The 21,857-nt window shown below is 70.6% G+C and carries 16 protein-coding genes and 1 pseudogene; 9 read left to right on the top strand and 8 right to left on the bottom strand.

Annotation, left to right across the window (positions count from 1 at the left end):
- Window positions 1-188 precede the first annotated feature (188 nt).
- The 7 genes from ABZS97_RS02445 (at window position 189) to ABZS97_RS02415 (ending at window position 12,080) form a co-directional block, all read left to right on the top strand.
- Window positions 189-3,020: a family 78 glycoside hydrolase catalytic domain gene (locus tag ABZS97_RS02445; protein WP_356132624.1), complete on the top strand. Its 2,832-nt coding sequence runs from the start codon at window positions 189-191 to the stop codon at window positions 3,018-3,020.
- A 67-nt stretch (window positions 3,021-3,087) separates the two neighbouring features.
- Window positions 3,088-4,077 (top strand): alpha/beta hydrolase fold domain-containing protein, encoded by a 990-nt coding sequence (locus tag ABZS97_RS02440; protein ID WP_356132622.1) that lies wholly within the window; start codon window positions 3,088-3,090, stop codon window positions 4,075-4,077.
- Window positions 4,070-5,641 carry a carboxylesterase family protein gene (locus ABZS97_RS02435; RefSeq protein WP_356132620.1) on the top strand — a complete coding sequence of 524 codons (1,572 nt, stop codon included), beginning with the start codon at window positions 4,070-4,072 and terminating at the stop codon, window positions 5,639-5,641. The genes ABZS97_RS02440 and ABZS97_RS02435 overlap by 8 nt, the downstream gene beginning before the upstream one ends.
- Before the next feature lie 192 nt (window positions 5,642-5,833).
- Window positions 5,834-8,161: a glycoside hydrolase family 3 N-terminal domain-containing protein gene (locus ABZS97_RS02430; protein ID WP_356132618.1), complete on the top strand. Its 2,328-nt coding sequence runs from the start codon at window positions 5,834-5,836 to the stop codon at window positions 8,159-8,161.
- On the top strand, window positions 8,158-10,584 hold the full coding sequence (locus ABZS97_RS02425; RefSeq protein ID WP_356132616.1) for a glycoside hydrolase family 2 TIM barrel-domain containing protein: 2,427 nt from the start codon (window positions 8,158-8,160) through the stop codon (window positions 10,582-10,584). Before ABZS97_RS02430 ends, ABZS97_RS02425 begins: the two co-directional genes overlap by 4 nt.
- Before the next feature lie 223 nt (window positions 10,585-10,807).
- Window positions 10,808-11,107 (top strand): hypothetical protein, encoded by a 300-nt coding sequence (locus ABZS97_RS02420; protein WP_356132614.1) that lies wholly within the window; start codon window positions 10,808-10,810, stop codon window positions 11,105-11,107.
- A 178-nt stretch (window positions 11,108-11,285) separates the two neighbouring features.
- Window positions 11,286-12,080, top strand: coding sequence for an SDR family NAD(P)-dependent oxidoreductase (locus ABZS97_RS02415; RefSeq protein WP_356132612.1), 795 nt, complete (start codon window positions 11,286-11,288; stop codon window positions 12,078-12,080).
- A 627-nt stretch (window positions 12,081-12,707) separates the two neighbouring features.
- Here the strand turns inward: ABZS97_RS02415 and ABZS97_RS02410 are convergent.
- From ABZS97_RS02410 to ABZS97_RS02380, 7 genes are all read right to left on the bottom strand, one after another.
- A complete protein-coding gene (locus ABZS97_RS02410) occupies window positions 12,708-12,854 on the bottom strand; it encodes a hypothetical protein (RefSeq protein WP_356132610.1) in 147 nt (48 codons plus the stop codon).
- A 746-nt stretch (window positions 12,855-13,600) separates the two neighbouring features.
- A complete protein-coding gene (locus tag ABZS97_RS02405) occupies window positions 13,601-14,083 on the bottom strand; it encodes a hypothetical protein (RefSeq protein ID WP_356132608.1) in 483 nt (160 codons plus the stop codon).
- Between the two features lie 453 nt (window positions 14,084-14,536).
- Window positions 14,537-14,803: a DUF4235 domain-containing protein gene (locus tag ABZS97_RS02400; RefSeq protein WP_356132606.1), complete on the bottom strand. Its 267-nt coding sequence runs from the start codon at window positions 14,801-14,803 to the stop codon at window positions 14,537-14,539.
- A gap of 5 nt (window positions 14,804-14,808) precedes the next feature.
- Window positions 14,809-15,255 (bottom strand): DUF3618 domain-containing protein, encoded by a 447-nt coding sequence (locus ABZS97_RS02395; RefSeq protein ID WP_356132604.1) that lies wholly within the window; start codon window positions 15,253-15,255, stop codon window positions 14,809-14,811.
- Window positions 15,252-15,623: a phage holin family protein gene (locus ABZS97_RS02390; protein ID WP_356132767.1), complete on the bottom strand. Its 372-nt coding sequence runs from the start codon at window positions 15,621-15,623 to the stop codon at window positions 15,252-15,254. The genes ABZS97_RS02395 and ABZS97_RS02390 overlap by 4 nt, the downstream gene beginning before the upstream one ends.
- Window positions 15,624-16,131: 508 nt before the next feature.
- Window positions 16,132-16,680, bottom strand: a complete 549-nt coding sequence (locus ABZS97_RS02385; RefSeq protein ID WP_356132602.1) for a phosphatase PAP2 family protein — start codon at window positions 16,678-16,680, stop codon at window positions 16,132-16,134.
- A 66-nt stretch (window positions 16,681-16,746) separates the two neighbouring features.
- Window positions 16,747-17,808, bottom strand: coding sequence for a YihY/virulence factor BrkB family protein (locus tag ABZS97_RS02380; RefSeq protein WP_356132600.1), 1,062 nt, complete (start codon window positions 17,806-17,808; stop codon window positions 16,747-16,749).
- A gap of 135 nt (window positions 17,809-17,943) precedes the next feature.
- Between ABZS97_RS02380 and ABZS97_RS02375 the strand changes: the two genes are divergently transcribed.
- On the top strand, window positions 17,944-18,348 hold the full coding sequence (locus tag ABZS97_RS02375; RefSeq protein ID WP_356132598.1) for an ANTAR domain-containing protein: 405 nt from the start codon (window positions 17,944-17,946) through the stop codon (window positions 18,346-18,348).
- Between the two features lie 79 nt (window positions 18,349-18,427).
- On the opposite strand, the pseudogene ABZS97_RS02370 reads toward ABZS97_RS02375, so the two are convergent.
- A pseudogene (locus ABZS97_RS02370) lies at window positions 18,428-20,521 on the bottom strand (Tn3 family transposase); the annotation flags it as partial.
- A gap of 75 nt (window positions 20,522-20,596) precedes the next feature.
- On the opposite strand from ABZS97_RS02370, the gene ABZS97_RS02365 reads away from it, so the two are divergent.
- Window positions 20,597-21,682 carry a tyrosine-type recombinase/integrase gene (locus ABZS97_RS02365; RefSeq protein ID WP_356132596.1) on the top strand — a complete coding sequence of 362 codons (1,086 nt, stop codon included), beginning with the start codon at window positions 20,597-20,599 and terminating at the stop codon, window positions 21,680-21,682.
- Window positions 21,683-21,857 lie beyond the last annotated feature (175 nt).

The raw sequence follows: 21,857 nt of genomic DNA, 5'->3' as shown, positions 1-21,857 counted from the left end.
GGGTTAACGGAGCAGAAACCTAGCTCTGTTTGGGATTCGGCGCTAGGGTCGCCACCGAGGAATCTCATCCGGGGCATGCCGGTCGCCGCTGGGAATTGAATCGTTCCATTCCTCTGTCGTCGTCGTGATCGCCGCGACAGGCGTATGACGACGTCCGTGCACAGCCCCGACAGCGAGGAACAGACGCCGTGCCTGAAGCCCTTCTCCCCATCCCTGCGGTCGCGCGCCTGCGGTTCGAGCACCACCGCGAGCCGCTCGGCATCGGCGAAGCCCGCCCCCGCCTGTCGTGGACCACCCGGACCGAGCTTCCCGGATGGCGGCAGGCGGCCTATGAGATCCAGCGACTGGCCGCGGAGGGCGACGTGGTCGCCACGGCCGAGGCCGAAGGCGACGAGTCGGTCCTGGTCGCTTGGCCTTTCGACGCCCTCGGTTCGCGGGAGCGCGTGGGCGTGCGGGTGCGTGTGCGGGGCACGGACGGAGTGTGGTCGCGCTGGAGCGAACCGGCCTTCGCCGAGACCGGGCTGCTGCGCCCCGACGACTGGCAGGCCCGTTTCGTGAGTGCCGACTGGGACGAGGACGCGCAGCAGGACCAGCCGGCCACCCACCTGCGCTGCGGCTTCACGATCCGCCCCGGCGTCGCGGCCGCCCGCCTCTACGCGACCGCGCACGGCGTCTACGAGTCGGAGCTCAACGGCTCGCCCCTCGGCGACCACGTCCTCGCCCCCGGCTGGACCACGTACGGCAAGCGCCTGCGCTACCAGACCTACGACGTGACAGCCCTCCTGCGGGTCGGCGAGAACAACCTGACCGCTCTCCTCGCGGACGGCTGGTACCGCGGCCGCCTCGGCTTCACCGGCGACAAGCGCGCCGTCTACGGCGACCGGCTGGCCTGGCTGGCTCAGCTGGAGATCCGCTACACCGACGGCAGCACCGACACCGTGACCACCGACACGGACGGCCGCTGGCAGGCAGCCCAGGGCCCGATCCGCCGCAGCAGCCTCTACGACGGCGAGACCCACGACGCCCGCGTCGAGCCCGCCGACTGGCGGGGCGTGCGCGCCGAGGAACGCGACCCCGCGACGCTCGTCGCCCCCGTGGGCCCGCCCGTGCGCCGGATCGAGGAGCTGGCACCGACCGCCGTCACGATCTCGCCTTCCGGCAAAACGATCGTCGACTTCGGCCAGAACCTCGTGGGCCGTCTGCGTCTGACGGTGACCGGTGAGGCCGGGCAGGAGGTCGTGCTGCGCCACGCCGAGGTGCTGGAGGACGGCGAACTCGCCACCGCACCACTGCGCAGTGCGCAGGCCACCGACCGCTACATCCTGCGCGGCGGCGGTCCGGAGACCTTCGAACCGCGGTTCACCTTCCACGGCTTCCGCTACGCCGAGGTCACCGGCTGGCCCGGCGAACTGAACCCCGATGACCTGCGTGCCGTAGTGATCCACTCCGATCTGGAGCGCACCGGCACCTTCGAAAGCTCCGACGAGCTGCTCAACCGGCTGCACCAGAACGTGGTCTGGGGCATGCGCGGCAACTTCCTCGACGTCCCGACGGACTGCCCGCAGCGCGACGAGCGCCTGGGCTGGACCGGCGACATCCAGGTCTTCGCCCCCACCGCCGCCTACCTGTACGACAGCGCCGGCTTCCTCACCTCCTGGCTCGCCGACCTCGCCGCCGACCAGGGGAAGAACGGCGGGGTCCCCTTCGTCGTACCCAAGTGCGTCGACGGCGCCGACACCCCGACCGCCGCGTGGGGCGACGCCGCCACGATCGTGCCCTGGGTGCTCCACCACGCCTACGGCGACCTCGGCGTGCTCGCGGCCCAGTTCGAGAGCATGCGCGGCTGGGTCGACCACGTCGCCTCGCTGGCCGGGGAGTCACGCCTGTGGGACAGCGGCTTCCAGTTCGGCGACTGGCTGGACCCGAACGCCCCGGCAGGGCGCCCGGATCAGGCGCGTACCCCCGGCGAGATCGTCGCCACCGCCTACTTCGCCCGCTCTGCCGAGATCGTCGCCCAGGCGGCGCAGCTGCTCGGCCGTGAGGCAGACGCCGTCCGCTATGGCGCTCTCGCCGCCGAGGTCCGCCGGGCTTTCGCCTCCGAGTACGTCACCGGCGCGGGCCGGATGATGGCGGACGCCCCGACCGCCTATGCGCTGGCGCTCCAGTTCGCACTGCTGCCCGGCCAGGCGCAGCGGGCGCACGCCGGCAAGCGGCTGGCCGACCTGGTCCGCGGCGGCGGCTACAAGATCAGCACCGGCTTCGTCGGCACGCCGCTGATCTGCGACGCCCTCGCCGAGACCGGCCACCTCGACGCGGCCTACCGACTGCTGCTGCAGACCGAGCAGCCGTCCTGGCTCCACCCCGTCACCCAGGGCGCGACCACCATCTGGGAGCGGTGGGACAGCCTACTGCCCGACGGCAAGGTCAACCCCAGCGGCATGACCTCGTTCAACCACTACGCGCTCGGCGCCGTCGCCGACTGGCTGCACCGCACCGTCGCCGGCCTGGCCCCCGCCGAACCCGGCTACCGGAAACTGCGCCTGGCCCCGCGCCCCGGCGGCGGGCTGGACCGCGCGCAGGCGGCACTGCTCACCCCGTACGGCCGCGCGGAGATCGCCTGGCGTCTGGACGGCGAGGAGCTGCACATCACCGCGCTCGTCCCGCCCAACGCCACCGCGGTGGTCGACCTGCCGGGCCCGGCAGGCGCGCCGTTCGACGTCACCGCCGGTCATCACACCTGGACCGTCCACCTGCCGGCACCGGATCAGCCCAGCGGCCCGGTCACTCTGGACACCACGCTCGGTGAGCTGATGGACCGTCCGGGGGCCATGAAGATCTTCACGGACACCCTGGTCCGCTACTTCCCCGAGGCCGCGGCGTACATCGATCAGTCCGACACCGAGTCCGGCGAGACGACGATCCGCGACGCGGCCGCCATGGTGCCTGGCGGCCCCAAGTTCCTCCTCGACCTCGAGGAGCAGTACGCCGCCTTCAACGCCGCCGGAACGGACGCAAACTGACGGACCGTGGGGCGGATGCCCTTCCCGCCCCATTGGTCTCCTCTCTCTCCGATGACTTGGGGGACCCATGCCCAGCAAGACCCACGAGTGGCTTTCCGGACTGGTCACAGCCGGTCGGGCCGCCACGCACCCCACGCTCGCCCAGGAGCGCGAGAACGCCGTCCGCTTTGCGGCGGCGATCCCGGTACCGGACGGCGTGGTCGAGGACGCGTTCCCCGGCCTGACGGGCGCGCTGCTTTTCAGCCTGCCGGAGCCGCGCGAGGACCTGGTCATCCTTCACATCCACGGCGGCGGCTTCCGCACGGGCACCGCGGCCCAGGCGCGGGCCGCGGCCGGCCTCCTGGCGTTGCGTCTGAACACCCGAATCGTGGCGCCCGAGTACCGACTCGCACCTGAACACCCGTTCCCAGCCGGGCTCGACGACTGCGAGCACGCCTACGAAGCCGTTCGGGCCACCTATCCGGCGGCCCGGATCGTCGTGGCCGGCGAGTCGGCAGGAGCTGGTCTTGCCGCCTCGCTCCTGCTGCGCCGCCGTGACGCAGGCGACGGCGCACCCGTGGCCGGAGTGCTCTGGTCCGGCGTGTTCGACCTGCGCGCGGAAGACCTGGCATCGGGCAGCTGGGCCGCGAACGCCGCCACCGATGCCATGATCACCCCCTGGCTCGGCACGCAGATGGCCGCCGACTACCTCGCCGGACAGAGCCCCGAGGATCCGCAAGCCTGCCCCGCACTCGCCGACCTCACCGGTCTGCCCCCGCTGATGATCCTGGCCTCAGGCTCCGAGGTGCTGCGTGACGACTCGGTCGCCCTGGCCGCACGTGCCGCCGGCTGCGGCGTGGAGACAGTGCTGGAACTCTGGCCGCACATGCACCACGCCTGGCCCGTATTCGGCTCCCTGCTGCCCGAGGCGCTCGAAGCTCTCGACCGCACCGCTGAGTTCATCCGCCGCGTGGACGCAGGCCGCTTCGTGGACGGTTCAGCCCTGACGGACGACCCGGCGATCCTCGCCCTGATGGGGACCTCCCAGGAACAGGGCGGAGGTGTGATACATGAGTGAATCCGCTCGGTTCCCGACGGTCCGCACGAACCACGGGTCAGTGCGAGGAACCCGCTGGGGCGATGCAGGCGGAATTTTCGCCGGTATCCCCTTCGCCGCTCCGCCCATCGGGCGACTGAGACTGCGTCCGCCCGTGCCCGTCGCGGCCTGGACCGGTGTCCGCGACAGTGTCGCCTTCCCCGCGGCCCCGGCACAGCGAAATCCCATGATGGATCCCTCCACTCAAGGAAGCCTCGCCGCCCTGGAGCCGCGTGCACTCGCCATCGCCATGGCGCTCGGCGCGCAAACAGGCCCATCAGCCGAGGACTGCCTCTACCTGAACCTGTGGACCCCCGAGCTGACCGGCCGACGCCCCGTACTCGTCTGGATCTACGGCGGCGGCTTCGAGACCGGCTCCGCGTCACCCCCGGCCTTCGACGGCGCTGCGCTGTCCCGGCTGACCGGCGCCGTGGTCGTGGCCGTCAACTACCGCGTAGGGGCGCTGGGATGGCTGTTTCCTACAGGGCCGGGCAGCGAGGGGTTCGCCGACAGTGCCAACCTCGGGCTCCAGGACCAAGCGGCCGGACTCCGCTGGGTCCGGGACAATGTCGCCGCCTTCGGCGGTGATCCCGACAACCTCACGGTTGCCGGGAACTCGGCCGGGGCATTCAGCATCGGCGCCCTGCTCAGCCTTCCTGCCGCCGCAGGCACCTTCCACAAGGCGATCCTGCACAGCGGCAGCACCGGTCGCGTCTACCGCCGCGAGGCCGCATCCGCAGTGACCCAGGATCTACTTGCCGCCGTCGGCGTCAGGGACTTCGAAAGCCTGGCCCACGTCCCACTCGATCAGATCCTCGACGCGCAGCGCGCCGTCATCCCCTCGGACATCGGCCTGCGCCACCTCCCGGACGGACACGGCTGGGGCATCGTCCACGACGGTCAGGTACTTCCGGACCACCCTCACCAGGCGGTCCTGGCAGGGGTGGCGAAGAACATTCCGCTGCTCATCGGCGCCAACGACGACGAGGTGCGCATGCACGCCTGCTTCGGCGCCGACTCGTTCCGCCCCACCGACGAGGCCGCCCTCATAGGCGAAATGCGCCGGGCAGAACTCGACGACCCCTACGGACTGCTGGACGCCTACCGTGCGCGCGGTCTACCGGCCGCGAACCAGCTCGGTGGGCCCACGGACGATCTCCTGGAGCTGCGCACCCGCTTCCTCAGCGACGCGATCTACCGCGTGCCGTCGGCCCGTCTGGCACGGGCCCAGACCGCGGCGGGCGGTCGCGTCCACACGTACCTGATCTCCGGCGAGCCGTTCGGTCCGGGCAGCAGCGCCTTCCACGGTGTGGAGCTGATCTACCTGGGAGACAAACTGACAGCACTGGACATCGACACCCCGGGCAATCAAACGATCCGCGAGGAACTCGCCACCGCCTGGAGCCGGTTCCTGGCGACGGACGAGCTCGGCTGGCCCGCCTTCGACTCCACCCGGCCTGAGAGCACCCGGCTCATCGGCGGCGCCGTCACCTTCGTGACCGAACCCGCCGACGACATCGCCGGCTACTGGATCCATGACTCCTGAAGTTCCCCCACGCCGACACCCGGTACGTCGACCTGTGGCCGGTCCTCGCCGACCACCGCGGTGGCCTGCGCCGCCCAGTACCTACCCCCACGACGATCTTCACCTGAACGGATTCGGCTACCGCGCCCGGGTCCAGAGCCGGCGGCCGCTCCTGGCGGCCGTCGCGCGTAGAGCAACGAAGGAGAGCTCCCGATGACAACCGCCCCCGACACGATCCCGAACGACGCCGGCCCCCGGAAGACGGAGAGTGAGGCGTGCTACCGCGACGCCGGCTTGCCGGTCGAGGACCGGGTGAGCGATCTGCTGGCCCGCATGACCCTGGAGGAGAAGGCCGGTCAGCTCACCCAGTTCTTCTACATGGGCAGCGGTGAGCCGATCCCGGACGACTTCGACATCGAGTCCCTGCCGCCCGAGCATCGCGCCTTCGTGCAGCAGCCCGACGACGTCGAAGCCGCGGTCTCGTGCGGCGGCGCCGGGTCGCTGTTGTTCGTCAAGGACCCCGCCCTGGGCAACCGACTGCAGCGCCGCGCCGTCGAGGACACCCGGCTGGGCATCCCGCTGCTGTTCGGCAACGACGTGATCCACGGGTTGCGCACGATCTTTCCCGTGCCGATCGCGATGGCCGCGAGCTGGAACCCGGACGCCGCCGAGGCCGCGCAGGTCGTCGCGGCCCGCGAGGCCCGCGCAGCGGGGATCCGCTGGACGTTCGCACCCATGATCGACATCGCCCGCGACCCTCGCTGGGGCCGCATCATCGAGGGGGCCGGGGAGGACCCGGTGCTCGCCGCGGCCATGGCCGCGGCGCAGGTCCGCGGGTTCCAGGGCGACCTCGGGGCCGAGACCGTCCTTGCCGGCGCGAAGCACTTCCTGGGGTACGGCGCCGCTCGCGGCGGACGCGACTACGACGACGCCGACATCTCCGACGCCGAGTTGCGCAACGTCTACCTGCCGCCCTTCCGAGCCGCGATCGAAGCGGGCGCCGCCAACGTCATGAGCGCCTACATGGACCTCAACGGCGTGCCGGCCTCCGCGAACCGGTGGCTGCTGCGCGACCTGCTGCGCGACGAACTGCACTTCGACGGCTGGGTCGTCTCGGACGCCAACGCCGTCCAGTCGCTGGAGACACAGCACTTCGCGAAGGACCAGCAGGACGCCGCCGTACGGGCGCTGAACGCGGGCCTCGACATGGAGATGTGCACCTTCACCCCGGCGTTCGACCACCTCCCGCAGGCGGTACGCGACGGGCTGGTCACCCAGGAAACGCTCGACACCGCCGTGTCACGGGTGCTCGCGGCGAAGTTCCGGCTCGGCCTGTTCGAGAACCCCTACACCGACGAGGACGCGGCACCCGCGGTCCTGAACGCCGCGGCGCACCGTGCTGCCGCCCGGGACGCGGCCGAACGCACCCTCGTCCTCCTCAAGAACGACGCGGCCACGCTGCCACTACGGCCCGAGCAGCTCACCAGCGTCGCCGTCATCGGCCGGCTCGCCGACTCCCGGCGCGACACGCTCGGACCATGGGTGCTCGACCACGACACCTCCGAGACGGTCACGATCCTCGACGGGCTGCGCGCCAGGCTCGGGGACGGCATCCGGGTCGAGTACACGGCCGGGACCGGTGCCCCCGAGCGGCTGCACCCGTCGCCGTTCGACGTATTGGACCCGACCGTCGTCCCGACCCCGGCCGACCTGGACGAGGACGCCAAAATCGAGCGAGCCGTCGCCGCCGCCCGGGACGCCGACGTCGCGATCGTGGTCGTCGGGCAGCCGCAGAACCAGATCGGCGAAAAGGCGTCGACCTCCACGCTCGACCTCCCCGGCCGTCAACTCGAACAGCTGCAGCGCGTCACCGAGACCGGCACCCCCGTGGTCCTGGTCGTGCTGTCGGGCCGTCCGCTGGACCTGCGGTGGGCGGACGAACACGTCCCCGCCATCGTGCAGGCGTGGTACCCGGGGACACGTGGGGGCGAAGCGGTCGCCTCCATGCTGGTGGGTGACGTCTCGCCCGCCGGCCGGTTGCCCTTCACGTGGCCCCGCCACGTCGGACAAGTGCCGCTCGTGTATTCCCACTACCGGACCTTCGCGCCGCAGGAGCAGCACGCCCGGTACTTCCAGGACAACGGGGCGCCCCTGTATCCGTTCGGCCACGGCCTGTCCTACGCCACGTTCGCGTACACGAACCTCCGGATCGACCGGACGTCCATGGCCCGCCGGGACACCGCAACCGTGTCGGTCGACGTCACCAACACGTCCGAGCGCGACGCCGACGAGGTCGTGCAGCTGTACGTCCACCAGCGCTACGGGGCGTCGTCGCGGCCCGTGCGGGAGCTCAAGGGCTTCGAGCGAGTCCTGGTCCCCGCGGGCACCACCACCACGGTGAGCTTCGAGCTCGGCCCCGACCAGCTCCGTTACTGGAGCGCCGCGACCCGCACGTACCAGCTCGACGCCACCGTCCTCGACCTCTGGGTCGGGGGCAGCTCCGCCGCCGAGGTCACGACCACCCTGGAGGTGACCGCGTGACCGGGACCGACGTGCAGCTCGACGCAGACCGCGTCGACCTTCGTGACTGGACCGTGCGTCGCCAGGGCAGTGCCGAGGAGGCCGCCGTACGCCTCCCGCACGACGCGATGATCACCGAGCCCCGGTCGTCCGACGCCTCCGGCAGGTCCGACACCGGATGGTTCCCGGGGGGTCGGTACGTCTATCGCACGCGCTGGTACGCCGACCCCGCGTACCGCGGTCGAGACGTCCAGCTCCGGTTCGACGGCATCCAGGGCGAGTCGGTCGTGACCGTGAACGGCCACCGGGTCGGGATCGTGCGCAGCGGGTACACCGAGTTCGGCTTCCGTATCGACGACGTTCTGAACTGGGACGACGAGAACGAGATCGCTGTCGACGTCGACAACGCCGCACAGCCCGCAGGCCGGTGGTACCCCGGCTCCGGCCTGTTCCGGTCGGTGTCCCTGCGGATTCGCAGTCGTGTGCGCCTGGAGGATGACGGTGTCGGCGTGCGGACGACGCTCCATGGTGTTGACGCGGTCGTCGAGGTCCGGACCGCGGTCGTGAACGACAGCGACAGGCCCGTGCACGTCCGCGTCGTATTGCACTCCGAGGCAGGGGCTGTGGCTCAGGCCGTGGCGGCCGACGACGGGGTCGCGCACCTGCATGTGCCCGCGGTCCGCCTGTGGTCCGCCGAGGACCCGTTCCGCTACCAGCTCGTCACGACGGTTGAACACGACGGTGCCGTCGTCGACACCCGTCGCGAGCTCGTGGGGCTGCGCACCGTGCACGTCGACGCCCGCCACGGCCTGCGGATCAACAAGCAGCAGGTCAACCTGCGCGGCGCGTGCATCCACCACGACAACGGCATCCTGGGCGCCGCCACCCACCGGGCCGCGGAGTTCCGGCGCATCCGGATCCTCAAGGAGAACGGATTCAACGCGGTCCGGTCGGCGCACCATCCGATGTCACGTCACCTGCTCGACGCGTGCGACGAGCTGGGCATGTACGTGATGGACGAACTTGCCGACTACTGGATCCAGTCCAAGTCCACGCACGACTTCGCGCACCGGTTCCTGGACACCTGGCGCGAGGATGCCGACCGCCTGATCGAGAAGGACCGGAACCGGCCCTCCGTCGTCATCTACTCGATCGGCAACGAGATCCCCGAGACCGCGCACCCCGACGGCGTCGCGCTCACCCGTGAGATCACCGCGTACGTCAGGGCGGCAGACCCGGACCGCCCGGTCACGGTGGCCCTCAACATCTTCCTCAATGTCCTGTCGTCGATGAACAGGTCCCCGTACGCGGGTGCTTCCGACGCGCCGGAGGGGGCTCAACCCAGCAAGCAGGGGCCCGGCAGCACGGAAGCCAATCGTCTGGTCAATCAGATCGGGCGCATGATGGACGTCGTCTCGCGACTCCCCATCGCCGATCGTGCGACACGCGACGCGTTCGCCGAGGTGGACATCGCCGGCTACAACTACGGGCTGGCGCGCTACAAGCACGACGTGAAGGCCTACCCCGACCGCGTGATCGTCGGCAGCGAGACCCTGCCCGGAGACATCGCCCGCGCGTGGGACCTCGTCACGGCGTACCCGTCCGTCATCGGCGACTTCATCTGGGTCGGTTGGGAATACCTCGGGGAGTCGGGGGTCGGGGTGTGGGCGCCCGGCCGCAGGACCGGGCTGGTCAAGCCGTATCCCTACCTCATCGCCGGGCCCGGGGTCATCGACCTGACCGGGCAGCCGGACTTCTCGCTGCGCCTCGGGCAGGTGGCATGGGGAACGCACCCCGGGCCGGCGATCGGTGTGCGGCCCCTCGACCGGGCGGGACAGCCGGTCGCGCGGGTCGCGTGGCGCAGCACCGACGCTGTCGAGAGCTGGGCCTGGCGCGGTTGCGCGGGCCGAAAGGCCGAGATCGAGGTCTACTCCGCGGACGACGAGGTGGAGCTGTTCGTCAACGGGCGTTCCGCCGGCCGTCGCAGGGCCGGGAGACGACGTCGCTACACCGCTCGGTTCACCGCCACGTACGCCGCCGGCGAGCTCGTCGCGGTCGGCTACCGAGGAGGGCGCGAGGTGTCCCGGACGGTGCTCCGCTCGGCGGGGGACGACCTCGAGGTCCGTCTGACCGCAGACAGGGCTCGCCTGCGGGCCGACGGCGACGACCTCGCGTTCGTCGAGGTCGAGATCGTCGACGGCGCCGGCACGGTGGAGATGCTCGCGGACGACGACATCGAGCTCAGGATCGAGGGCCCGGCCGAGCTCGTGGGGTACGGCAGCGCCAGACCTGACCCCACCCGCCCGTTCGCCGATCCCACTCAGCGCGCGTACCACGGTCGCGCCCTCGCCGTCCTACGGTCCACAGGGCGGACCGGGAACGTCCACGTCACCGCCACGTCGCACCTGCACGGCGTCTCGCACCTCACCCTCGACGCACGCTGAACGATCATGGGACGTGACTCGCGTAACTGTGACCGCCGAAGGAGCAGGCGAGCTGGATGGCTGCATGGGCAAGCACCTTGGGGCGGCAGGTCAGTGCCGGGTCAGCGGTGCATCATGAGGTCGCGGCTGCGCCGGCGGGCCGACACAAGGTCACCCTCGCGGCGGGCCCACGGACGAACTCCTGGAGCTGCGCACCCGCTTCCTCAGCGACGCGCTCTACCGCGTGCCGTCGGCCAGTCCGGCACGGGCCCAGACCAGGGCGGGCGGTCGCATCCACACATACCTGATCTCCGCCGAGCCGTTCGGTCCGGGCAGCAGCGCCTTCCACGGTGTGGAGCTGATCTACCTGGGCTCCAAACCGACAGCGCTGGACACCGCCACCCCAGGCAACCAAGCGGTCCGCGAGGAACTCACCATCGCCTGGAGCCAGTTCCTGGTGACGGGCGAGCCCGGCCGGCCCGCCTTCGACTCCGCCCAGCCTGAAAGCACCCGGCTCATCGGCACTGCCGACACACCTTCCTGACCAAACCTGCCGACGACATCGCCGGCTACTGGATCCACGGCTCCTGACGTTCCACCACGCCGCGGCCCACCGGCCAGCACGCCAAACGCGTCCGCGCGGGCATCCAACCCAAGGCCACGCCATAACTTCATCGGCCGACCGACCACCAGACTCACTCACCAGAAACAGGAGCACTCCCATGAACCGCTACAACGACCGCCGTGTCCTGATCACCGGAGCAGGCTCCGGGATCGGCCAGGCCACCGTCCTGCGCATACTCGCTGAGGGCGGCCACGTCGTCGCCGCCGACGTCGATACGGCCGGCCTGACCGCCACCCGCAAGCTCGCCGCCGACACCGGTACCAAGGCCCGTCTGCACACCGTCCAGGTGAACATCGCCGACGAGACCTCCGTCCGCGAGGCCGTCGCGGCGGCCCTCGCGGCCCTCGGTGGAGGCCTGGACGTGCTGGTCAACGCGGCCGGCATCCTGCGCTCCTCGCACACCCACGAGACCAGCCTGGAACAGTTCAACCACGTCATCGCGGTCAACCTGACCGGCACCTTCCTGATGATCCGCGAGACGATCCCGGCGCTGCTCCAGGGCGAGAACCCGGCCGTGGTCAACTTCAGCTCCACCTCGGCGAGCTTCTCGCACCCCTACATGGCCGCCTACGCCGCCAGCAAGGGCGGCATCCAGTCCATGACCCATGCGCTCGCCGGCGAGTACAGCAAGCAGGGCATCCGCTTCACCGCCGTCGCGCCGGGCTCGATCTCCTCCGGGATGACCGACGCGAGTGGCACCAGCAAGGAGAACGTCGGCCCGGGCCTGCCCGACGACGCGAACTACGAAGTCATGATGAAGCTGCTCCCGGCCATCGGCCAGGGCTTCGCCGGGCCTGAGACAGTCGCGGGCGTCGTCGCCATGCTCGGCTCGGTGGATGGCGTGTTCATCACCGGCACGGAGATCCGCATAGACGGCGGCACCCATATGTAAGCGGTTGCGGTGTCAGCGGCGGACCAAACTGGAGGCCCCGGACCATCAGTTCGGGCCGGAGCCGGACCTGGTGGTTCTCGTATTTCGCGGTGTCCCTCGCGTGGGTTGACGCCCCCGTCGGTGTCCTCGCCTTCCGCCGCGACCCCGGTTTCTTGTGCGTGGTCAACCTCTCGGACGAGCCGTATCAGCTGTCCGAACACACCATGACCCTGCTGGCCGACGGTCCAACGAGGGCGGACTACTGGAACCGGACCACGCGATCCAAGTCTGACGGTTCCCTCCGGGGGTAACGCCCCCTCCCGATTCGCCAGGGCCTCCCCGGTGTCACTCCCCGCTGACTGGAGAGGCCCTGGCCCGTTGGACAATGGACAGCTGTAAACCCTGTCCATAATTTCGGCTCTCCTGCCCACCCGGGCAGCAGAGCCGGGTCGGATACAGGGGCGGCGAGCATCGGTTGCGGCAGCGTCCACGTCACAAGCCCCATGCCTTTCACCCGGCCTGTCCGTCCGCAAACCGAGTGGCGCGTGCGCACCCGACCACCGGCCCGACCACGGCGTGGGCACGCCGACCAACACCCCGACCACGGCAGGTCAGCGCACTGCTGGCCTGCCGGTCACGACCGACCTGCTACGACCTGCTCTTGGTCAGCTGACTGGCGGTGTTCTCGATCCACAGCAGCGTCCACTCGACTCCGGCCTGCCATCCGGGTTCCGCGCCGGCGCAGCGGCCTTCGGCGTCGGCGCGGATGTTGGCCGCGAGGGTGCGCAGGTCCATCACCACCTCACGGCGGGCCGGGAAGCGCGAAGAGAAGATCCGCGAACAGTCCGGGCGTGCAGAAAACGGTCCGGCCTTCTGGGGCTACATTCGCGAGGCCGCCCCAGCAATGCCGATCGCCGTACAAGCCAGCCACAAGAGCGACGACGGCCGATCCCCACGACCACCAGCACCACTGCCGAACCCCCCAGTCAACGTCCTTCCACCATGTACGGCCTTGGGGAACATCGGTACAGCGGTTATCGGTGAGAACGATCATGGGGCTGACTGGCAGCTTCGGTATCGGCCTCGGCCCTCTACTCCCGGAGCTGCCACGAAGTGGCAAGTAGCTCTCTGTGAAGCTCTGGGCTCCATATCGTCCCGGCAGGCGCCTATGGATCGGCGTCCGCGTGCGAGAGCCTTCGGGGTCAGCTCGTCGGACTTGCGCGCCCTGATGTCCCGCCAGAATGCTGTCGCAGTAAATGCCGGATTTACTGCGGCGGAGCCCCTACCGTGATCACCGCGACCTGCGGCGGGTTCTCCGGCCGCCGCAGGCGAGGTGTACGCATTTACTGCGGCAGGGCCGGAAGGGCGGGGCGAGCGTGGCGATCGAACCGGTGACCGAAATTGGAAGCGGGGGCGCGCTCCGCCTGCCGCGCGCCCGGGTCGTGCCCCTGTCCGCCCCGCCCTCGTCGTACACCGCGGCGGTCGAGCGCTACCTCACCGGCGCGGGCATCGCGAAATCCTCCGCGCGGATCTACCGGATCTCACTGACAACGTGGGGGTGGATGCTCACCGGCGAACCCGCGCCGACCGGACCCGCCCGACGCGGCGCGAAACCGCCCGTCTTCCCCGTCACCGCGATCGACGACCCGGCACTGCCGGAAGTCCTGGCCGAACTGGCGGCGGCGCGGGCCGACGAGATGGACGCCGGCACCGTCAACCGCGAACTGTCCATCGCCCGCAAGGCGATCGGCTGGTGGCAGCGCCAGGGCTGGATCGACGGCGACCCGACGATCGGCATCGAGCGGCGGCCGGCACCGCCCGACCGCACCAAGGCCCTGGCCGAGAACCAGATCGCCGCCCTGTGGCGGCTGGACGTCGCCCTGCGCGAGACGACGTTCTGGAAAATGCTCTACGAATCCGCGGCCCGCGCCGACGAGGTGCTGTGCCTGAACGTGGAAGACCTGTACCCGCAGGACAAACGCGGGAAGATCACCGCCAAGGGCGGGGCCACGGAGTCGATTCACTGGCAGTCCGGCACCGCCCAGCTCCTGCCCCGCCTCATTGCACGCCGTACCCGCGGCCCGCTGTTCCTCACCGACCGCAAGGCCCCGGCAGGGACGCCGACGCTCGACGTGTGCCCGGAGACCGGCCGCGCCCGGCTCTCCTACCGCCGGGCCGAAGAGATCTTCGAGGAGAACACCCGGCTGCTGGCCAACCCGCTCGCCTCACCCGAGGACATCGAGGACCTGGACGGCTGGACACTCCACCGCCTACGCCACAGCGCACTCACACACGACGCCGAAGACGGCACCTCCACCCCGATGCTGCTGGCCGCTCCGCCACGCTTCCGTCCGCTCCCTGGAGCGGTACGCGCGTCCCGGCGTCGACGCCGTCGCCCGTCATGTCGCCGAACGCGATCCCGCCGCACGTCGCCGGACGTGACGCCCCTCGTGGCTCCACACCCCGTGCGGACTGGTTCAGCCGGGCCAGGTGCCGGTCATGCGGCGGGTGGCGGTGGCGCCGGCGCGGTCGACGGCGGCCTTGACCGCGGCGAAGATCGCGCCTTGCAGGGTGGCGGCCAGGACCACTTCGCTCCAGGTGCGTTCCTCGTCGGTGGCGTCGGGGGCGTCCTCGTCGTGGCCGAGCATCTTCCACGACTGTTTGAACAGGGCGCCGGCGACTATGCCGCTGACGGCGCCGAGTGCCAGGCCGACCGGCTTGTAGGCGATCTTCGATGCCTTCATCTCGGTCACTCCTTGCGGCAGCAGGCCAACCACACCAGCACCGCCGCGCCGGCGGCCGCGAGTAGCAGGGCGCGGTGCTCCCGCGCCACCCGGGCGCCCTGTGCGGTGGTGTGCTGTACGGGTTCGGGGGCCTTGTCGTGCCACAGCTGTCCGGCCTGGGCCGCCTTGGCGCGGGCTTGTTCGGCGGTGTGGGCGGCCTTGTCCTTGACCGGGTCGGGCAGCTTGTCCTGCGTCTGGTGGGCCAGGTCGGTGGCCTTGGTCTTCAGTTCGCCGGCCTTGGCCGTGGCCTGGTCCTTGACCGCGGTGGCCTTTTGCTGGGCGCGGGTTTTGACGTCGGTCTTGGCGGCGAGTGCCTCGACGGTCTCGCCGAGCTCGGCGCGGGTCTGCTCGACCTTTTCGCGCAGCTCTTCCGGGCTGGCGGCGGTGGGCTCGTCGTGGGGTGGCTGGGTCATCGCTGTGCGCTCTCCTTGATCTCGGCCACGTCGGCCTTCACGTTCTCGATCGTCTGCTCAGGGGCGGGCGGCGCGGCCTGGCTGACCTGCTTCTTCCCGCCAAGGGCCATCACCGCGGCAACCAGCCCCAGCGCGGCGGTCACGATCAGCGCCGCGGCCCACACGGGCAGCGGCACGGCCAGCGCCGCGATGGCGGTGGCCACCATGGCCTGCAGCATCAGGAAGCCGACCACTCCGGCGCCGCCGAAGAGCCCGCCGCCCTTGCCGTAGCGTTTGCCCTTCTCCTTCATCTCCGCCTGCGCCAGGTGCATTTCCCCGCGCACCAGCTCCGTCAGCTGCTGCGAGGCCCGCTGCACCAGCTCGCTCACCGGCTCCTGGCCGGAGTGGTGCGCGCGGGGATCGGGCCCGGACGCGTACGGCTGCGTGCCCGTCACGACGGTCACCTCCCGCTGTCGTTCCGGCGGGCCGGGCAGTCCGGCCCTCGCTTTAGCGCGCGAGTACCCCGAACGCCCCAGTTCAGGTAACGCAGCCGGGGCGGGAATCGACTGTCAGCGCCTGCCCGGCAGCCCCGCACCACGGCAGGGCCGGGTTACGCCCTGGGATACGGGTTACTCGCACGACGGCCTCCCGGAAGGCCGCGGCGGCGGCTCCGGCCGGCTTGTCCCGGGTGTGTCCGGTGGTGTGGGGCTTGCGGGGCACACAGCGTCGGCCCGCTGAGCAGGTTCCAGCGGGCCGACCCGCGCCCGCGAGGAGACGCCCTGGCACGGTCCGGTCGTCGCCCGCGGCGCCCTTCGCTGCCGATGCGCTCCCTGGCCTACCTGGCCGTCGGGCAGCTCCGCACACCCGCTTCTCGCGTCGGACGGCTCGGTTCTCGGTCTACAGCCAGTGGCGCAGGAACAGCGCCGGGGCATGGCGGGTGAGCCAGGCGCTGGCCAGGCCGATGGCGGCGCCGGCGGCGACGTCGCTGGGATAGTGGGCGCCGGACTGCACCCGCTCGACGGCCACCATGGCGGCCGGCACCGCGCACAGTGCGCCGGCGGCCGGCCAGGCGGGGGCGACGGCGGTGGTGAAGGCGATGGCGGCCGCGGCGTGCCCGGAGGGGAACGAGGAGGAGTCGGGGCGGTCTTCGACCTCGTCGTGCGGGATCCATTCGGCCGGCGGCCTGGGCCGGTCGGCCAGCTGCTTGCACAGGCCGTTGGACGCCAGTTGCGCCACCACCAGGGCCCCCAGTCCCGCGGCCGCCGCCTTGCGGCCCCGCCACCCGCCCAGCCAGACCATCGCGCCGGCCGCAGCGCACCACAGCTTCGTGCTCTCCGCGGACTCCTCCACCGCCGACAGCACCCGGGCCGCGCCCGGCGGGATCCGGGATGCCGCCCGCTGTGTCAGCACCCGATCGGCCTCATGCAGGCCCGTCAGCAACCTCATGAACTGCGGATATCCCCAAACAGGCCGAGGTAAGCGGGCCCGGCCGTCAGGATCGCCACACAACGGTCATGGTTCATCCAGCCGGCGCAGGTCCTCCTCGTCCCACTTGCGGGTGTCGCGCGGCTGCGTGTAGGGCTCCTTCTCCGGCGGCAGGCCGCCAGCGATCGCCCGCTGCCGCACGGTCTCCGCGTCGAACTCCAGGCCCAGCAGGATCGCCAGGTTGCTGATCCACAGCCACAGCAGGAAGACGATGACGCCGGCCATGGTGCCGTAGGTCTTGTTGTAGGAGGCGAAGTTGGCGACGTAGAACGCGAAGGCGGCGGAGGCAATCACCCAGATCAGCAGGGCGAGGAAGCTGCCCGGTGTGATCCACCGAAAGCCCTTCACCCGGGCGTTCGGCGTGGCCCAGTACAAAATCGCGATCATGATCGTGACCAGCACCACCAGGACGGGCCACTTGGCGATCGACCACACCGTCAGCGCGGTGTCCCCGATCCCCAGCGTCTTGCCGGCCTGGCGGGCCAGAGCGCCGGTGAACACCACGATCAGCGCGCTGGCCACGGCCATCACCATCAGCACCACCGTCACCCCTACCCGCACCGGCAGAACCTTCCACACCGGGCGGCCCTCCGGCATGTCGTAGACGGCGTTGGCCGCGCGGATGAACGCGGCGACGTATCCGGAGGCCGACCACACCGCCAGGACGATGCCGACAATGGCCATGATCGAGCCGAGGCCGGCGTTGTTCTGCAGCTGTTGCACGGCCCCTGTGATGATGTCCCGGGCGGAGCCGGGAGTGAACTGCTGGAGATTGTTGAGCACCGTGTCCGTGGCCGACTTGCCGCCCAGGCCGAGTATCGACACCAGCACCAGCAGGGCCGGGAAGAGCGACAGGATCCCGTAGTAGGTCAGCGCCGCGGCCCGGTCGGTCAGCTCGTCGTCCTTGAACTCCCGCAGGGCACCTTTCAGCACCGCCCCCCACGCCGTCTTCGGTAGCTGCGTCGGCGCGTCCGGCGCGCGGCGCTCCACCGCGGGCCCCGGGCCCACCTTCTCGGGCGGAGGGACTTCGCGTTCGGGGGCCTCGTCGCTGCCGTGGTGTTCTTTCCGATGCGGAAGATGCAGCTTCATGGCGCCCGAGTACCCCCGCACACCCGCGCAATCAGGACATTGATCCAGCTGGCATACGCGAGCGTCTGCGCTGCCCTCATCTCCCCCTTGGCCCCGTGCGGGTGTGTCGGTGCGCGTATGGGGCAGGCGCTCGGCATGCGACCTACCGAGCGCCGGGTTCGGCGCGCCCGCGCCGCAGCGACGAACGCGGTCCAGCGCGACGGCGGCCGGTCAGCGCCGAGGGCGGATGAGGACGGCCTGGCACCGGGTGAGGCCGTGAAACTGCTGCGGGAGAAGGAACAGCTAGAACACGCGATGGAGAGCCGGCCGGTCATCGACATGGCCCGCGGCGTACTGATGGCCTCCTTCGCCTGCCAGCCGGAGGAGGCGTGGGAGACCCTGGTGACCGTCTCCCAGCACACCAACATCAAACTGCGAGAGGTTGCCGAGACTGTGACGGCGGCCGCGACCGGAACGCCGATGCCGGCCGAACTGCAGGAGCAGCTGGCGGCCGCCGTGCAGGCGTGGCAAGCCGGGCAGGAGCGCGGATCGCCCGGGTAGCCGCAACGCTGCCCGCCTCAGGGCGCACACGAGGACAAACGCCGCAGCCGCAGAGCCGTCCTTGACGAAGGCGGCGGGCTCACTCCTCCTGGCCGTCCTCGTCGTCGTCGAGTTCCGGCGCCTCCGGGTCGCGCAGCGGGCGCAGGGCGCCGGCGGCCGGGACGGTGGCGGTGAAGCTGTAGCGGCCGAGCACGTTGAGGTTGCGGTGCTTGAGCGGGGAGAGCCGGGCGATGTCCTCGTCGCGGATCTCGTGACCCTCGGCGCGGAGCTGGGCGACGGCGGCGTCGATGTACTTCGTGGTCCACAGCACGACGGCATTGAGGACCAGGCCGAGCGCGCCGAGCTGGTCCTCCATCCCGTCGCGGTACGCCTGGTGGATGGTGCCGCGCTTGCCGTGGCACACGTCCCGGGCGAGCTTGTGGCGGGATTCCTGCACGGTGAGCTGCCGGTTCATCTGCCGCCGGTAGGTGTCGTCGACCGGGTCGACCACGCGCAGCAGATGCTCGGTCTTGGCGATCCGCCCGTACTCGGCGAACGCCTGCCCCAGCGGGTTGGGGCGGCCCTCCCCGCCGAACATCCGCAGCAGGGCGTACGCCCGCACCTGGTTGGTGACCAGGGAGCCGGCCACCTTCAGCATGTCCGGCCACTGCGTGATCACCTTGCTCAGGTTCACGCGGTTGCGGGCGAGGTCCTCCAACACTCCGTACGAGCCCGTCTCGACGCCGGGCATGGTCGCCCGCCAGAACCGCTGGTCGTTCAGGTCCCGGAAGCGCGGGCTGAAGTTGTAGCCGAGGATCTTGAACAGGCCGAACACCATGTCGGAGTACGTGGCGTTGTCGGTCGCGACCATCTCCGGCTTCACCCCACCGTCGAGGTTCAACAGCGCGTCCAGGATGTGCAGCGAGTCGCGCGGGGTGCCGGGCACCACCATCTGCCCGATGCCCGCGACCTGGTCATTCACTGCGTTGAGCCAGGTGATGCCGCGCTTGAAGCCGAAGTACTTCGGCGACGGGGCGGCGTTGATGGTGCGCACGGGGACGGCGAACCGCAGCCCGTCCACGGACGTGAGCAGGCCCTGGCCCCAGTACTGCACGATGGGCACCTGGGACTGGGCCTCGATCAGCGCGGCGTTCGCCGCGGCGATGGTGTCGGCACGCAGGTAGTACTGGTCGACCTGGACGAGCCGGGAGCGGGTCAGCGCCTCGTAGCCGGGGTTGACGACCGGGGTCAGGCCGATGTTGCACGCCTCCGAGACGAGCAGCGCGACCACGGACGTGGTGAGGTCCTTCATGCGGGGGGTGCCGTCGCCCAGGTGCACGAACGCGTCGAGGAAGCCGGTCCAGGAGTGCACCTCGAACAAAAGGTCCGGCAGGTCGACCTTCGGCAGCATCTTCTCGACCCGCTTGCGCAGCCAGGTCAGCGACTTCGGCTCGCCGAGCGCGCCGAGCTTGTCCACGTTCAGCTTCGCCCGGCCGTTGTCCATCACCTCGATGCTGACCTTCGCCGACTCCCCGGCCTCCTCCAGGCGTTCGGCCAGCAGCTTCCACCCCGCATCCAGGCCCCGCACGAGTTCGGCCAGGTGCTCCTCGACGGGCATGTCCAGGCTCAGCCCGGCCAGGACGTCCTCGTGTACGGCGTCCCACTCCTTGCCGTCCAGGAGCCGCGCGCGCGGGTCGGACCAGCGGTGCGAGGGCGAGGCGAACACGTTGCGGCTGTTCAGGGCCCGGTGCAGCTGCTCCAGCACGCACACCACGTACGCGTCCCGGTCGACCGCGCCCTGCAGCAGGTCGGGGTTGGCGTACACCGCCTTGCGCCACGCGGGCGGCACCAGCTTGTCGTCGACCTCGCGCGGCAGCAGCGGCTTGACGCTCACCTTCCGCCGCGCCAGCGCCGGCAGCCGCCGCACCCCCTCCAGGACCCGCGCCCCGCCCGGGGCCGCGGACAGCGCCTTCGACTCGCCCAGCAGCGCGAGGAACGGCCGCACCGTGTTGTACCGGTTGGCGAGCGCGGCCCGCATGGCGACCCCGGCCGAGTCCTCGTCCTCGGGCACCAGCGAGACGACCGTGGCCGCCGCGGACATCACCGCCGAGCGGGGCGCGACCTCCTCGACGGCCGCCCACAGCGCCGCCACATCCAGGTCCGCGTCATGCTCCTCGACCAGCTCCAGTTCCTGTGCGCTTGGGCTCCGCCGCCCGCTCCAGCAGCGGTGCCCCATCCGAGGAGATCCACTGGGTGGGGAGGGGCCGGGATGTACGTGCGACGGGTCGTGGGGTCCGGGGTGCGGCAGGAGACGTACGCAGTCGTGGACGATGAGGGGCGGGTCGTCGAGCCGGTGGACGACTACCTCGCTCTCTGTACCGACCGGGAGCACTCGCCGAACACGCTTCGTGCCCGGGCCTTCGACCTGAAGGCGTGGCTGGACTTCCTGCAGCTGCTGGGCGTCAATTTGTTGGCGGCGTCCCCTGAACAGGTGGATCAGTTCGCCGGGTGGCTGCGGCGCCCGGTCCAGCCCGGACGGCTACGGCTGGCGGACACCGATGACGGGCCTGCCCGCGAGGCGTCGACGGTGAACCGCGCGCTGAACAGCGTCTACATGTTCTACGAGTTCCTCGCCCGCCGCGGCGTCGGCATGGGCGCCCAGCTGCATCGCCGGGCAACCTCGATCGGCGACCACGGCGGCTTCCTGGCCGGCATCGCCGAGCGCCAGGTCACCGGACGGCCGACCCGGCTGAAGCAGGTCAAGCGGCGGCCCGCCACTCTGTCGGATGCCGAAGTGCAGCAGATTTTGGACGCCTGTGAGCGGTTGCGGGACCGGCTGCTGATGGCCTTGATGTTCGAGACCGGCTGCCGGATCGGGCAGGCGCTGGGACTGCGGCACGAGGACATCAACACAGACCGGCGGACCCTGACGCTGCGGCCCCGGGACAACAACGCCAACCGGGCACGCGGCAAGAGCCGGGATCCCAAGGAGGTCCCGGTCCGGCAGACGTTGCTCGACCTCTACACCGACTACCTGTTCGCCGAGTACGGCGAGCTGGACTGCGACTACGTCTTCGTGAACCTGTGGAATGGGACGGTCGGTGCACCGATGAAGTACTGGGCGGCAATGAGCCTGGTCAAGCGGCTGCGACGGCGGGCAGGAGTCGACTTTCATCCGCATCTGTTCCGGCACACTCACGCGACCGCGCTTTTGCGGGCGGGCGTGCGGCTGGAGGTCGCGAGTGAGTTGCTCACGCATGGCTCGGTCCACACCACGGCAGACACCTACGGCCAGCTGGACGCTGACGACCTGGCCGAAGAGCTGGACCGTGTCGGCTTCCGGGGCGCCCGGTGAGCGCCGACAGCCGCATGGCCGCCGTAGTCCCGTTTCCCGGAGACCCGCGAACCACCGCCCTTCTGGGAGTGGTGCGGCCAGAGTTCCGGAGCGAGCAGTTCGTCCCTCCGGCTGGACACTTCCTGGCCCCGGCCCCGTGCGTGATCACCACGTGCTTGAGGAAGAACGCCTCCCG

Source organism: Streptomyces sp. NPDC005485 (assembly GCF_040606085.1).
GTDB lineage: Bacteria > Actinomycetota > Actinomycetes > Streptomycetales > Streptomycetaceae > Streptomyces.
This window is presented reverse-complemented; position numbering and strand designations above follow the sequence as displayed.